The sequence below is a fragment of the Sphingobacterium sp. HSC-15S19 genome, from assembly GCF_050433745.1.
In the GTDB taxonomy this organism is placed as follows: Bacteria; Bacteroidota; Bacteroidia; order Sphingobacteriales; family Sphingobacteriaceae; genus Sphingobacterium; species Sphingobacterium siyangense.
The window spans coordinates 13,853-27,946 of sequence record NZ_JBNPWQ010000005.1 but is presented as its reverse complement, the minus strand read 5'-3'; the positions used below and the strand labels follow the sequence as shown (position 1 = coordinate 27,946).

Annotated in this window: 14 protein-coding genes; all 14 read left to right on the top strand. The window is 39.3% G+C overall.

Annotated features, from left to right (window positions below):
- Positions 1 to 152: 152 nt before the first annotated feature.
- The 14 genes from L1283_RS05360 (at position 153) to L1283_RS05295 (ending at position 13,958) form a co-directional block, all read left to right on the top strand.
- Positions 153 to 1,988 (top strand): ABC transporter ATP-binding protein, encoded by a 1,836-nt coding sequence (locus L1283_RS05360; protein ID WP_088160169.1) that lies wholly within the window; start codon positions 153 to 155, stop codon positions 1,986 to 1,988.
- Between the two features lie 103 nt (positions 1,989 to 2,091).
- Positions 2,092 to 2,490 (top strand): hypothetical protein, encoded by a 399-nt coding sequence (locus tag L1283_RS05355; protein ID WP_075990980.1) that lies wholly within the window; start codon positions 2,092 to 2,094, stop codon positions 2,488 to 2,490.
- Between the two features lie 77 nt (positions 2,491 to 2,567).
- Entirely contained in the window at positions 2,568 to 3,227 is a 660-nt protein-coding gene (locus tag L1283_RS05350; RefSeq protein ID WP_088160168.1) for a heme exporter protein CcmB, read from the top strand.
- A gap of 37 nt (positions 3,228 to 3,264) precedes the next feature.
- Positions 3,265 to 3,927 carry a cytochrome c biogenesis protein gene (ccsA, locus tag L1283_RS05345; RefSeq protein WP_046672333.1) on the top strand — a complete coding sequence of 221 codons (663 nt, stop codon included), beginning with the start codon at positions 3,265 to 3,267 and terminating at the stop codon, positions 3,925 to 3,927.
- 147 nt (positions 3,928 to 4,074) lie between these two features.
- Positions 4,075 to 4,284 carry a CcmD family protein gene (locus L1283_RS05340; protein WP_046672332.1) on the top strand — a complete coding sequence of 70 codons (210 nt, stop codon included), beginning with the start codon at positions 4,075 to 4,077 and terminating at the stop codon, positions 4,282 to 4,284.
- Positions 4,285 to 4,304: 20 nt separating this feature from the next.
- Positions 4,305 to 5,288 (top strand): DUF6427 family protein, encoded by a 984-nt coding sequence (locus L1283_RS05335; protein ID WP_075990977.1) that lies wholly within the window; start codon positions 4,305 to 4,307, stop codon positions 5,286 to 5,288.
- A 175-nt stretch (positions 5,289 to 5,463) separates the two neighbouring features.
- On the top strand, positions 5,464 to 6,789 hold the full coding sequence (locus tag L1283_RS05330; protein ID WP_286848363.1) for a hypothetical protein: 1,326 nt from the start codon (positions 5,464 to 5,466) through the stop codon (positions 6,787 to 6,789).
- A gap of 8 nt (positions 6,790 to 6,797) precedes the next feature.
- On the top strand, positions 6,798 to 7,427 hold the full coding sequence (gene lptC, locus L1283_RS05325; protein WP_286848362.1) for an LPS export ABC transporter periplasmic protein LptC: 630 nt from the start codon (positions 6,798 to 6,800) through the stop codon (positions 7,425 to 7,427).
- Positions 7,428 to 7,720: 293 nt separating this feature from the next.
- Positions 7,721 to 9,826 carry a peptidylprolyl isomerase gene (locus L1283_RS05320; RefSeq protein WP_075990974.1) on the top strand — a complete coding sequence of 702 codons (2,106 nt, stop codon included), beginning with the start codon at positions 7,721 to 7,723 and terminating at the stop codon, positions 9,824 to 9,826.
- A gap of 61 nt (positions 9,827 to 9,887) precedes the next feature.
- Positions 9,888 to 10,409 (top strand): DUF2480 family protein, encoded by a 522-nt coding sequence (locus L1283_RS05315; RefSeq protein ID WP_075990973.1) that lies wholly within the window; start codon positions 9,888 to 9,890, stop codon positions 10,407 to 10,409.
- 118 nt (positions 10,410 to 10,527) lie between these two features.
- Entirely contained in the window at positions 10,528 to 11,313 is a 786-nt protein-coding gene (locus L1283_RS05310; protein ID WP_070563318.1) for a DUF3108 domain-containing protein, read from the top strand.
- Positions 11,314 to 11,318: 5 nt separating this feature from the next.
- Positions 11,319 to 11,882, top strand: coding sequence for a DUF3109 family protein (locus L1283_RS05305; RefSeq protein ID WP_046672325.1), 564 nt, complete (start codon positions 11,319 to 11,321; stop codon positions 11,880 to 11,882).
- Positions 11,883 to 11,932: 50 nt separating this feature from the next.
- Positions 11,933 to 12,904: a polyprenyl synthetase family protein gene (locus L1283_RS05300; RefSeq protein WP_075990972.1), complete on the top strand. Its 972-nt coding sequence runs from the start codon at positions 11,933 to 11,935 to the stop codon at positions 12,902 to 12,904.
- A gap of 1 nt (position 12,905) precedes the next feature.
- A complete protein-coding gene (locus L1283_RS05295; protein ID WP_075990971.1) occupies positions 12,906 to 13,958 on the top strand; it encodes a TerC family protein in 1,053 nt (350 codons plus the stop codon).
- Positions 13,959 to 14,094 lie beyond the last annotated feature (136 nt).

The window sequence follows — 14,094 nt, the reverse complement described above, 5'->3', positions numbered from 1 at the left end:
AGCAATAGACATCTGCACAACGACAAGCCACTTAAAACTGCTGTTTAAATCAGAAAAAGTACGATTCTATTCAAAAATTGACTAAAGTATGATAGCAATATATTTTTAATCTCTTTACATTTGTCCTCGCAACAAAATTTGAAGTAGCGGATATGGCAAGAGGATTCAACAGCGGTAATAAACAAGAAGAAGATCTACCAAAACCAAAATTGAATAAGGAGCTCCTATTGAGAGCATCTAAATTGATGACCTATTTAAAACCATATCGGTTTAAATTTGGGGTCGGCATGTTTTTCTTGGTATTATCCAGTTTGGCCATGCTCGCCTTTCCAGCTTTGCTTGGTGCCATGATTGATGCTGCGCAAGGCAAGCAAACTTATCCCTGGCTTGCACCACACGTCTATTATATTGGTGGAATTGCCTTTATTATTCTGTCTTTTCTATCAGTCGTCTCTTTTTTTCGTATACGCATTTTTGTTGAGATTGCAGAACGTACGCTATCCGCATTACGCAAGGACACCTACCTCAAACTCATTTCATTACCAATCGAATTTTTCGCCAATCGCCGTGTCGGGGAATTAAACAGCCGCTTGTCTGCAGACCTTTCACAGATTCAGGATACGTTAACAACAACATTGGCTGAAATCTTAAGGCAGTTGATTAGTCTTTGTTTCGGTGTATTCCTTTTGGTTTGGGTATCTCCCAAACTTGCGCTCATGAACCTTTGTATATTACCGATCATTGTTGTGGCTGCTATTATTTTCGGAAAATTCATCCGCGAATTATCCAGACAGGCACAGGATAAAATGGCCGAGTCAAATAGTATTGTCCAGGAAACATTGTTGGGGATAAGCAATGTAAAAGCCTTTGTGAATGAATATTTCGAATTCAACCGTTACAGTAATCAGATGGATTCGGTCGTGAAATTAGCGGTCAAAGGAGCTACCTTCCGAGGTGCTTTTGCCTCTTTTATTATCTTCTGTATTTTCGGAGCTGTGATCGCTGTCATTTGGTATGGAGCTGCATTAGTTTCTATCCATGAAATGACAGTAGGCGACCTAACGACCTATATTCTATATTCGATGTTTGTAGCAGGTTCTATGGGTAGTTTTCCGGAGCTATACGCTAATATCCAACGCTCTTTGGGAGCGAGTGAACGGATTTTGGAAATTTTGGATGAGCCACAAGAAAACCTTAATGTGAAACCAACTTGCAAGGAAGTCCACAAAACCATGACCGGTAAACTAAGCTTCAACCATGTTTCCTTTGCCTACCCAAGCCGTCCCGATATTGAAATCCTGAAAGACATCAACTTTACAGCCAATGCGGGTGATAAAATCGCTATAGTTGGCCCAAGTGGAACCGGGAAATCAACGATAGCTTCATTGATTCTACAATTCTACACAGCAAAAAAAGGGGAAGTAAGTTACGACGACAGACCTGCATCCGATTTTGAGCTTTGTGATATCCGCAACCAGGTCGCTATCGTACCACAGGATGTTTTGTTATTTGGCGGGACAATCCGTGAAAATATAGCTTATGGTAAGCTCGAGGCTACAGAAGATGAAATTATAGCAGCTGCGAGACGTGCCAACGCGCACCAATTTATTTTAAATTTCCCTGAAGGCTATGACACCATTGTTGGTGAACGTGGCGTTAAACTCTCCGGTGGTCAGCGCCAGCGCATTGCCATTGCCCGTGCACTTTTAAAAGACCCTGCAATTCTTATTCTGGACGAAGCCACCTCTTCCTTAGACTCAGAGTCAGAAAGACAGGTACAGGAGGCATTGGAGGAATTAATGCGTGGACGCACCTCGATCATTATTGCACACCGACTATCGACCATTGTTGATGCTGATAAAATTATCGTTGTCGAAAATGGAATCGTATCTGAAAGCGGTACTCACTTTGAACTGCTCCAAAAAGAAAGCGGTCTCTATCAGCATCTGTATAATCTGCAGTCAAAGCAGCAGAAAATTGATATGTAAAATTTTGTTAATTATTGATTCTTTTTAAACAAATTCACCCTGTGATTGTTCATTTGGTATCATACTTGATTATCATTTGAATATATAACAAAATAGAAGAATTATGAAAAATAGCAAAAATGGATTAGTGGCATTTGCTTTGGTAGGATTAGCTGCGGGAGCTGCTGCATGGTATCTTTTAGGAACTGATGATGGAAAAAAACAATTAGATCGTGCAAATGATGGCATTAAAAGCTTAACTAAGTCATTGAAAGATCTTTCAAAAAAAGAAGCTAAAAAGGCACAAAAACTAGCCAACAGAGCTTCGGCTGAACTAGACCATTTGAAATCAAAGGCACAAGCAGCGTTCAGCAGAGCTTCAGATGATGCAGATGCATTGAAAAACAAAGCAAAAGAAGCCGGCAGAGAAGCTTTGGACCACGCCAATAATGCCGCTCAAAATTTGGCAAGCAAAATCGACAATACAACTGATGCTGCAAAATCCAAAATTTCTAACGCATAAGTAAAAAAACAGCTTTTTTAAGAATTGATGGTTTTGGTCACTCTCGTGGTCAAAATACATTTGTATCTTTGCTGCATATGACTTTGCTGCAACAGGTAAAAACTTTAATTCTTAAAGACATCATTCTGGAATGGCGTTCAAAATATGCTATTAACGGAATTCTACTATATGTCGTATCAACTGTTTTCGTTTGCTATCAAGCGTTCAAATCAGTTGATACGGCTACTTGGAATGCATTATTCTGGATCATTATGCTCTTCGCTTCGATCAATGCAATCAACAAAAGCTTCGTCCAAGAAAACCCAAACCGGCAACTTTACTATTATTCACTGGTCGATCCCAGAGCAATCATTTTAGCGAAAGTCATTTACAATATGATGATGATGACCCTGCTGGCGGTCATTGCCTATTTTGTCTATTCGACGATATTCAGAAACCCTGTCGGTGATCCAACCCTTTACTTCATTTCGGTCATCTTGGGCAGCATAAGTTTTGCTACTGTTTTTACCATGATCTCGGGGATCAGCTCCAAAGCAGGCAACAATAGCACCCTAATGGCCATCTTGAGTTTCCCCGCCATTATCCCGCTGTTAATCGTATTAATCAAGCTGTCTCGCAATGCAATAGAAGGCCTGGAAAGGGCTACCAGCAGCAAAGAAATAATCGTATTACTTGCAATTAATGTAATCACCATCACTATTTCTTTGTTGTTATTTCCGTACCTTTGGCGAGATTAAGTGTCAGAATTGAGAACAAACTAAATTCAATTTATCCATGAGAAAAAAATGGTGGAAAATATTAGCGGTAATGATTATCTGTGCGGTCATTATCAATGGTCTTTTAGGACCTGTTCCCCGCCTATTCATCCTTCACGAAAGCATACGAAATGTTTATTTTCATGTCCCAATGTGGTCTGCCATGTTCGTTATGTACTTGGTTTCCGTTATTTACAGTATTAAATACCTCAATACGGGCAAACAGGAGTATGATTTAATGGCCATTGAAGCTGTCAATACCGGAATAACATTTTGTTTTCTTGGACTTGCCACAGGCATGCTTTGGGCAAACATTACCTGGGGAGAACCCTGGCCAAACGATCCGAAGCTTAATGGCTCCGCAATAGCAACACTGATGTATCTGGCCTATTTGGTACTCCGTAATGCGCTGGAAGAAGAGCAAAAAAGAGCAAAAATATCCGCTGTGTACAATATCTTTGCATTTCCAATTATCATCGTGCTACTTTATATTCTACCGAAGATGACAGACTCTCTTCACCCCGGAAGTGGTGGAAACGCTGCCTTTGGCGATTTAAAAATGAGCAGCGAGCTACGTCCTACATTTTATGCAGCGATGATTGGCTGGCCAATGATTGCAGCTTGGATCTGTTCACTCCGCTATAGAGTACGTTTGCTCGAAAAGAAAGATTTGAACGCATAGAATTGAACGGCTAATACAATCCTCTATTTCTATCATAGAGAAATCGGGTAAAGCCCAATCAATAAAAAACAGGATATTACATAAATCAAATAGCGTGTATCGAGTCATGTATAACAATGAAAACGACACGAATAATATTTTAAACAAATGAAAAAAATAACATTGTCAATCGCCTTACTACTCTTATCGACTTTGAGCACATTTGCACAAGATGATGTCGAGATGGCGACTGGATTGCGTAGCGAAGGTAAAATCTACGTTGTTGTATTGGTCATGTTGGTCATTTTTTTAGGTTTGGCTTTCTTCCTTTTCTTGCTCGATCGCCGTATCAGCAAATTGGAAAAAAAGAATAAATAGCATTTTATTGATCGCATACAATGATTATAAGTCAGTTTAGAAATTATTCACCCATCAATATTTTATTTCTATCCCTCGTGGGTTTTGTTTTATGTTTAGGCATATTTCTTCACCTTCCGGACAAACTTGATTCTGTAATCTTTGAACCTGCCTTGGGGAATCTTTTAGGAGAAAATAACTTAATCAACCTCTCTCCTTCGACCAATGTTTTTATCACACTGATCTTGACGATTTTTCAAGCAACGATACTCAATCGCATCACCAGCCATTTTAACCTGCTGGGCAAACCCAGTTTCTTGGTGGCTTTGATGTATATGACACTGGCCAGCTTGTTTTTACCATTTTTGGTACTGTCCCCGACCCTGATCTGTAATTTTATTTCGATATGGATGTTAAGCAAGTTGCTCTCCCTCTATCGGCAGACAGATGTTAAAGCCGAAATGTTTGATCTCGGTATGATTGTAGGTATAGGAAGTCTGATCTACTTCCCGTTTCTGAGTATGTTCTTCCTATTGTGGATAGGCCTACTCATTTTTAGGCCCTTCAATTGGCGTGAGTGGATCACCCCTTTACTTGGCCTGGCAACAGTTTATTTCATCTTAGCGGTTATCTATCTATGGATGGGTAAAATGCAGCAGTTTTATACCATTTGGCTGCCGTTTACCTACAAATTCCCTACTGCTATTCGCATTCAATTAGTCGATTATCTGGTACTCGTCCCGGTAATCTTTACGTTAATACTCTTCCTTTTGGTATTGAAAGACAATTTTTTCAAAAGTGTCGTGCATATTCGCAAGTCATTTCAACTGTTGTTTTTTATGTTATGCCTAGCGATCGTCTCTTTTTATTGGAATAAAAAACTAACGGAGGCCCATTTTTTACTTTGTGCCCCTTCTATCGCTATTTATATGGCTTATTATTTCACCTATGCCAAAAAGAAATGGTTTTTTGAAGTCGTATACGCCATCATAACACTTACCATAATCTACTTTCAGTTTTTCTAAACTACTGTACAATAAGTGTTTAACCTTTTTTAACAAAATCGGCTTAACAAGCTCGCAAAAATTGAATAGTTTTGTATGCGATTAAAAGCAAAGAACATTTAATATAAGAGTCAGATAACTCGAAAATTTCACTAAAACTAAATAAACATTAGTTTCTCAATTTTATAGATTGACCATGCAGAAACGCTTTACAAGCTCTCTAAGAAATAAATCACTCCAACTGTTGTTAGCAGGTGGAATTTTAGCTAGTTCTACTACCGCATTTGCACAAAAAACGACATCCGCATCACCTTATTCTCAATTTGGACTTGGTCAGATGCGTGAAGATTTATTGCCACAATATAGAGGCATGGGAGGTGTCAATACCGCTATCCGGAGAATCAATGGTGTATACAATACCAACCCAAGCAACCCTGCATCTTATTCTGCAACACAGTTTACAACCTTTGATGCTGGTTTATACGGGAATTACACGCAGTTAAATTCGACGACCAGATCCGATAATACTGCTGACTTTGCCTTTAGCCACATCACGATGACTTTCCCAATGAAACGATTTGGCGGTATCAGCTTGGGTATCCTTCCCTACTCAGATATAGGCTATCGGACATCTTCAAGTGGAACAGTCAATTCTGATCTCTATACGAAAGTATTCACGGGCGAAGGTGGTTTAACTAAAGCCTATGCGGGTTGGGGTGTACGCATTGTAAAAGGTCTGAGTATTGGTGCCAATATGTCTTATCTATTTGGAACCTTAAATGATTATAGCCGTGTAGAGTTTTTGCCTACATCCGGAGCATTAAATACGCAACAACAAAATAAGCGCGAAATCCAAGGAATTATCTTTGATTATGGATTACAGTACGAACAACCTTTAAATAGAGAATATTCGTTGATCGTTGGTTATTCAGGATCGCTAAATAATGACATCAAAGAAAGAACAACAATTTTTAATACAAGAATTACACCTTCAACGGATCCAAACAATCAAAACATTCCTTTGGATAGTACCTATGTTTCTGGCCGTAGCAGCAGGCATTTGACGCTTCCGTTGAAACACAATGTAGGTATTACTCTTGCACGTAATAACCGCTGGTTGGTAGGGGCCGATTTTAAATATGCCGATTGGTCAAGATTTCAGACAAGAGCGGGTGAAAACGAACTACGAAAGAATTATGGCGTAGCCATTGGCGGTCAGATTACACCAGATGTTACTTCGCTCAAATATTTGAACCAAGTAGACTATAGAGTTGGTTTCAGGTATAATAAAACACAATATTTCTTAAGCGACCAGAATATCAACGATATGGCGGTTACTGTAGGCGTAGGTTTGCCATTAGCAAGAAATCAATTTTCAGGGGCCTTCTCTAAAATAAATTTCTCTGCAGAATTTGGCCAAATGGGCAAAATCAGCAATAACCTCCTACGTGAGCGTTATATTAACTTTAATATTGGCTTTACCCTAAATGACCGCTGGTTTAGAAAACCTCCTTTAGATTAATTAATACGATGGTACGCAAGACGTTTGCTTCATCCATATTCCAAAATATATCGCCCCTAGTAATATTATCTTTACTAGGGGCGCTCTCATTGACCTCTTGCGAACCGGACCTCAAAGAGGTGGATCGCCTTGCCAACATGAAAAAGGAAGAGGCGGTCGACATTTCACGTCATGTCGATATTATCTATAGCGATTCCACACGGGTAAAAGCGAATCTCACAGCGCCCGAAATGCGTATCAAACACGATAGCACCGAAGTATACGAATTTCCAAAAAGCATAAAAATCATCTTTTATGACGACAATTTAAAGGAAACCCAGCGAATCACTTCCGACCATGCCATCCGAAGGGAAAAAGAAAAGACGACCACCTTTACAAAAAATGTGGTGGTAACGATGGCCGACGGTTCTGTCATCAAAACAGAAGAGATTATCTATGACGAAAGTAAAGCCGATAGCAACAGCAACATGACCTTTTATAATCATGTTCCCATTACGGCATTCTTTCGAGATAATCGCGGTAACTTACAAGGTTCATCATTTACTTCGGACAAAGATTTTAAACATGTCAATATAGCCAATGCAACTGGGTATACGGTCATTACCAACAACAACCTCTTCCCTTCGTTAGGTAAATAGCTCATCGTGGGCCATAAACCAGATTCCGGTTTGGTTTAAAAGCAGCTATGGATCTGATACAATGGCTCCAGACTGTTTATTTATACGATTAAGTTATTCAAAACGAATCATTTGAACTAAAAGAGAACAAAAAACTCCACTTTATACAAATAGTTTTCAAATTTGTTTTGCTACATTCAGGAAAATATTCCTTTTTTTTTTATAAAAATTGTATCTTGCACCGCATTTTGCTATGCTATGCATAAATTAACGAAATACAAGTATTTACACAATATAAACACAATAAGCAGACTATGGGATTAATGGGCTTTTTGCGTAACAAAGCTGGTGTCATCTTGACCGCGGCTATGGCTATCGCAATTTTAGCATTTTTACTAGGCGATGTCGTTCGAGGGGGAGCTCCTTTTTGGGCGAGACATCAAAATCGTGTAGGGGAAGTCAACGGAACTGAAATTGAATATCCTGCGTTCAGTAAGCAAGTTGAACAAACAGAGGAAATGTTCAAACAACAAATGGGCGGTGCAGTCACCCCTCAAATGCGGACCTACGCTGTTCAACAAGTATGGAATCAATTTTTGTCAAGAGAGATCTTGAAAAAGGAAATTGAAAAAATTGGTTTGACTGTCGGTAAAGACGAATTAAATGATTTAGTGCAAGGTAACAACCCTTCGCCTCAAATCGTTCAAGCCTTCACCAACCCACAAACAGGACAATTTGACCCGAGTCAACTGCGTGCTTTTATCACCCAAATGAACACATCAGGTAACCAACAAGTGGCTGAACAATGGGAAGAACTACTGAAAGGCGTTAGAGATGAGCGTTTAAGCAGCAAATATGGCGAATTGCTTTCCAATAGCGTATATGTTACTTCTTTGGAAGCAAACGAAGAATACCAAGAGCGTAATAAACTTGCAGACTTCAAATACATTCTTTTAGATTACGCTTCTGTTAAAGATGCTGATGCTAAATTGACTGATGCAGATTACCAAGAATATTATAATGAACATAAAAACATGTTCAAAACACAAGAGGAAACACGTGCGATTCAATACGTAATGGTGGATGCAAAACCTCTTGCGAAAGATTCATTGGCCGTAAAAGAGACGATCAACAAATTGAAACAAGATTTAATCGTTGCTAAAGATGACTCGTTATTTGCTTCGATCAATTCAGACAACAAATTTCCGTTTACTTATGTGAAAAAAGGACAATTGAGTCCTTCATTGGATTCAGTTGTATTCAATGTCGCTGCCGGAACAACAGTTGGACCTTTCTTAAACAACAATGCATTTGAAATCGCAAAAGTTGTTTCGACGATCGTAAGCCCTGACTCTGTGAAAGCATCACACATCCTATTGGATCCTGCTGCCGAAGGTGGAATGGATAAAGCATTGGCGAAAGCAGATTCTATCAAAGGTTTGATTCAAAAAGGAGACAATTTCGCAGCATTGGCCGTTCAGTTCAGCAAAGATCCAGAGAGCAAAACGAATGGTGGAGAGCTGGGTACTTTAACAAGAGGCCGTATGGCACCAGATCTTGAGACAGCCATCTTCGAAAGTAAAACAGGCGATATCAAAGTTGTAAAATCACAATATGGTGTCCATGTCATTAAAATTGAGAAACAATCAGGTAGTTCAAAATATGCTAAAGTTGCCATCATTGACAAAGTGATCAACAGTGGGAAAGAAACGTTGAACAATGCGCATAGCAAAGCGACAGCATTCTTATCTGCAGCTACAGCACAGAACTTTGCTCAGGAAGCGAAAAAACTTGGTCTAGAAGCAAAAACAGCCTCACGCGTAACAGCGATGGACAATGTACTAGATGGTGCCGAAGCTCCGCGTGATTTAATCAAATGGGCTTTCGAAGCGAAAAAAGGTGAGATTTCAGACAAAGTATTTGAGACTGAAACCTCTTATATCTTAGCAAGCCTGGTCGACATACAGCCTAAAGGAACCCTTTCCTTGGATGCTGTTAAGAAAGATATTGAACCTGCAGTAAGAAATATGGTTAAAGCTAAAATCTTGAAAGATAAATTTGACAAGGCTTTAGCAGGTACATCTTCTATTGATCAAGTTGCACAAAAAGTTGGTAAAGCAGCTATTCACGTTGAAAATGTTGTCTTCGCAAATCCAGTTATCCCTGGTGTTGCATTAGAAAACAAAGTAGTTGGTACTGTTTTTGGACTACAGCCAAACAAACCTTCCAAAGCTATTGAAGGTAATACAGGTGTATATGTTGTACAAGTAAATGGTTTTACCAATCCTGCCGCTATTTCGGATATCAACGGGCAAAAGAAACAAATGCTTGCAGCAAAAGCACAACGCGCTTGGGGATCTATTTTCCGCGCATTACAAGACAAAGCTGAAATCATTGACAATAGAGTGAAATTCTTTTAAAAGATTTTTAAGTAAATTTGTAGCCGGACGAATTATCGTCCGGCTTTTTTTTGATGTAAATATGGATATTCAAACAAATATTGTCAACAAAGTTGCGCAAAGTGGGTTAGTCACAGTTGACTTGGCCAACTACCATCCTAAGGCAGACAATGTAGTATATGATATTAAGGATAATCTCTTCCATGGCTTGATTCTTAAAGAAAAGGACTTCCGCGAGTTCATTAAGACACACGACTGGTCGCAATACGCGGGTAAACATGTCGCCATTACGTGTACTGCCGATGCCATTGTTCCGACTTGGGCTTATATGTTATTGGCCAACAAATTGGAGCCCTATGCAACGACAGTTATTTTTGGGGATTCAGAAGAGTTATTACGCATTCAGTATGCTGCGGCAATTGAACAGATCGACATGGAACAATTTCGGGATCAACGTGTCGTTGTGAAAGGTTGTGGCGATACTTTTATTCCAGAGTCTACATTTGTACAGTTTACAGTAAAACTAAGTAAGGTTGCAAAAAGTATTATGTACGGTGAACCCTGTTCTACGGTCCCCGTATTTAAGCGGACACAGCCTAAATAAATCAGCTCAGAATTAAGTATAAGTCATCGTCCATGAACGTCTCATTAACTCCAAAAGTTAAATTTATTTGAATGAAATTAACATTTCTTTTTCAAACAAATTTCGTAAACTTACGTACATGAAACTTATATCGACTTTGCTCCTTTACTTATCCGTTATCGTAAGTACTGCTTTCGCTCAAGATTTACCGCATTTAAAAGAATCGGCATTTAAAGGTGGTGAGAAATTAAAATATAAACTCCGTTATGGCTTTATTTCAGCCGCAACAGGGACATTAACCGTTGAGGATACCAAGGACGGAGCTGGAAACCCTTCCTTTCATCTATATGCTGCCGGCAAAACAGCTGGCGCCTTTGCGATATATACCGTAAGAAATGAATACAATTCGTATATCAACAGCAAAACATTTTTACCGTATTATTATACAGAGAACATTCGTGAAGGAGGATATAGACGGAATGATAAGGTACGCTTCAACCAGGAGACAAATAGTGTTGTAGGTAATAAAGGGACTTTCAACTCGAAGGTAGATCAGACTTTCGACTTGCTTTCTTCCTATTATTTTGCCCGTAATCTAGATCTGTCGACTGTTAAACCAGGAGAATCTTTTAAGCTGACTTATTTTTTGAATGATGAGATTGCCACCTTAGGCATACAATATATTGGAATAGAAAAAATAAAAACAGAATTAGGCACTTTAGAATGTCTCAAATTCAGTCCTGAGATTAAACCGGGACGTATCTTTAAAAAAAATAGCAAGCTTTATCTGTGGGTAACCAATGATGGCAACCGTATTCCGGTCAAAGCCAATGTAGATATTCTCATCGGCTCGGTAACATTAGAATTACTCGAAGCCAGTGGATTAAAATACAAATTGGGACAAAAAGCAAGCTACTCAAAATAATTAGAATGATTGAAGTAGGAAATGTACTGGTGCACGAAGATCTAATCAACAATGACTTTGTGTGTAATTTATCAAAATGTAAAGGAATCTGTTGTATTGAAGGCGATTCAGGCGCCCCTTTATTGGAGAGTGAAAAGGCTATATTAGAGGAGATTTATCCCAAAGTAAAACCCTATATGACCGAGAAAGGTATTGAAGCGATTGAAGAGCAAGGGAAGTATGTTGTCGATGTTGATGGCGATCTAACGACCACCTGTGTCGATGGGAATAAAGAATGTGCCTATGTGACCTGGGAAAATGGCATTACAAAATGCGCTATCGAAAAGGCGTACGAACTTGGCGAAGTCCATTGGCGCAAACCCGTGTCGTGTCACCTCTATCCTATCAGGACAACACATTATCCCGAATTCGACGTACTTCACTATGACCGTTGGCATATCTGTAAAGATGCATGCTCATTTGGCAAAGAATTACAGGTACCTGTATTTAAATTTTTAAAGGATCCTCTCATCCGCACCTATGGTGAAGAATGGTACAAAAATCTTGAGAAAGCAGTCGAAGAGTTGTAACAAAATCACTATCTTTAAGCTTTAACTATTTTGGTATTTCACCCCAATTCATGTCAAAATTAAGAGAGATCCAACGCCCTATTGCCCACGAACTTGAGGCTTTTGAAAAAAAATTCAAAGCTTCAATGAAAAGCTCCGTCCCCTTATTGGATCGTATTACACAATACCTGATCAAACGTAAAGGCAAACAAATGCGGCCTATGTTTGTGTTCTTTTCTGCTGGTATATGCAACGGAATTAATGAGTCCACTTACCGAGGAGCTGCTCTCGTAGAATTGTTGCATACCGCCTCACTCGTACATGATGATGTGGTGGACAATTCCTATGAACGCAGAGGTTTTTTCTCCATCAATGCATTATGGAAAAATAAAATTGCTGTTTTGGTGGGTGATTTTCTGCTGTCTAGAGGCCTGCTCCTTTCTGTAAAACATCAGGATTATCACTTGTTAAAAATTGTCTCGGAAGCTGTGGATCAGATGAGCGAAGGTGAATTGCTTCAAATCGAAAAGGCCCGTAAACTGGATATTGAAGAATCTATTTATTTTGAGGTCATACGGAAGAAAACAGCGTCGCTGATTGCGTCTTGCTGTGCCTGTGGATCGGCTTCTTCCAATGCAGATCAGGAAACAATAGATAAGCTCCATCAATTTGGTGAAAAAATCGGAATTGCATTTCAAATTAAGGACGATTTATTCGACTTTGGGTTAGATGATGTCGGCAAACCGCTCGGCAATGACATCAAAGAGAAGAAAATGACCTTACCGCTAATCTATGCCTTGAATCAAGTAACTTCAAGTGAAAAGCGTAGGATCATTAATTTGATTAAAAACCATAATGAGGATGCACACAAAGTGGCCGAAGTCATTGCCTTTGTCCGCCAGAGCGGAGGGCTCGAATACGCTACAAATAAGATGCTGGAATACCAACAAGACGCTTTCCGGATTTTGGAAGACTTTCCCGACAGTGAATACAAAGCGGGGTTGGAGCAGCTGGTAAAATATACAACAGAAAGAAAAAAATAAAATGAGTCACGAATTAATGTTTTTTGGCGGATTCCTCATCTTTATTGCACTTATGCTAGCAATAGATCTAGGCTTATTCTCCAAAGGCGACAAACCTGTTAGCCTAAAGATGGCTAGCATCATGAGCGCCATCTGGGTCTTATTCTCATTGGGTTTCTATTGGCTTCTTCGTCACTATGGATTTGAACTACACAACATCCATGACTTAGACCACCTTCAGGAAATCATTACCAAACACCACCACGATATTAAAATCATTCCGGGTGATTTAGCGGCGAGTCTCGAGCTCTACAACAAAAATCTTGGGCTGGAATATCTCACCGGTTATGTTGTGGAATATGCCCTATCCGTAGATAATATCTTTGTGATGGTATTATTATTTACTTCTTTTGGGATTCCGGAGCGCTATTACCATAAAGTTTTGGTATGGGGAATTTTGGGCGCAATCATTATGCGTTTCTTATTTATTTTCCTTGGCGCTACCCTGATTGCTAAATTCGGCTGGATTCTATATGTTTTTGGTGCTTTTCTGGTCTTTACAGGTGTAAAAATGTTTATCAACCGTAACCAGGAAGAAGAAGTAGATCCACAGAACCACCCAGTTGTTAAATTCGCTTCCCGATACTTTAAGGTAACACCAAAATTAGATGGCGGGCACTTCTTCCATGTAGAGAACGGAGTGAAATATATGACGCCACTATTTCTTGTATTACTGGTCATAGAATTTACGGATTTGATTTTTGCTGTGGATTCTATCCCTGCAATTTTCTCGGTTACCAAAGATGCCTATGTTGTATTTTTCTCCAATATTTTTGCCATACTTGGATTGCGATCTATGTTCTTCCTTTTGGTCAATATTATCCACAAATTCCAATACCTCAAAGTAGGTTTAGCATTTTTGCTGGTCTTCATTGGTCTAAAGATGCTGCTGCATCACTGGTTGGCCGAAGTAGGTTTTACAACAACACATTCATTGATTGTTATTGTCAGCATACTTGCATTGAGTATCATTGCTTCGCTGCTTTTTCCAAAAAAGCCTTCACCGGCTGATTAAGCGATTATTGACAAGCTACCGGTGGTCATTGTCCGACAAGAAACACCGGTAATCAGCGCTAAATTATAAGCGATACAAAACACTATGGTCAGAAAGAAATTTCTGACCATTTCTATTTGATGTTAACATTTCTTAT

What these genes read in the sequence shown, in the direction of transcription:
- L1283_RS05360 (WP_088160169.1), top strand. Translation starts at nt 153, where the DNA reads ATGGCAAGAGGATTCAACAGCGGTAATAAACAAGAAGAAGATCTACCA.
- L1283_RS05355 (WP_075990980.1), top strand. Translation starts at nt 2,092, where the DNA reads ATGAAAAATAGCAAAAATGGATTAGTGGCATTTGCTTTGGTAGGATTA.
- L1283_RS05350 (WP_088160168.1), top strand. Translation starts at nt 2,568, where the DNA reads ATGACTTTGCTGCAACAGGTAAAAACTTTAATTCTTAAAGACATCATT.
- ccsA (WP_046672333.1), top strand. Translation starts at nt 3,265, where the DNA reads ATGAGAAAAAAATGGTGGAAAATATTAGCGGTAATGATTATCTGTGCG.
- L1283_RS05340 (WP_046672332.1), top strand. Translation starts at nt 4,075, where the DNA reads ATGAAAAAAATAACATTGTCAATCGCCTTACTACTCTTATCGACTTTG.
- L1283_RS05335 (WP_075990977.1), top strand. Translation starts at nt 4,305, where the DNA reads ATGATTATAAGTCAGTTTAGAAATTATTCACCCATCAATATTTTATTT.
- L1283_RS05330 (WP_286848363.1), top strand. Translation starts at nt 5,464, where the DNA reads ATGCAGAAACGCTTTACAAGCTCTCTAAGAAATAAATCACTCCAACTG.
- lptC (WP_286848362.1), top strand. Translation starts at nt 6,798, where the DNA reads ATGGTACGCAAGACGTTTGCTTCATCCATATTCCAAAATATATCGCCC.
- L1283_RS05320 (WP_075990974.1), top strand. Translation starts at nt 7,721, where the DNA reads ATGGGATTAATGGGCTTTTTGCGTAACAAAGCTGGTGTCATCTTGACC.
- L1283_RS05315 (WP_075990973.1), top strand. Translation starts at nt 9,888, where the DNA reads ATGGATATTCAAACAAATATTGTCAACAAAGTTGCGCAAAGTGGGTTA.
- L1283_RS05310 (WP_070563318.1), top strand. Translation starts at nt 10,528, where the DNA reads ATGAAACTTATATCGACTTTGCTCCTTTACTTATCCGTTATCGTAAGT.
- L1283_RS05305 (WP_046672325.1), top strand. Translation starts at nt 11,319, where the DNA reads ATGATTGAAGTAGGAAATGTACTGGTGCACGAAGATCTAATCAACAAT.
- L1283_RS05300 (WP_075990972.1), top strand. Translation starts at nt 11,933, where the DNA reads ATGTCAAAATTAAGAGAGATCCAACGCCCTATTGCCCACGAACTTGAG.
- L1283_RS05295 (WP_075990971.1), top strand. Translation starts at nt 12,906, where the DNA reads ATGAGTCACGAATTAATGTTTTTTGGCGGATTCCTCATCTTTATTGCA.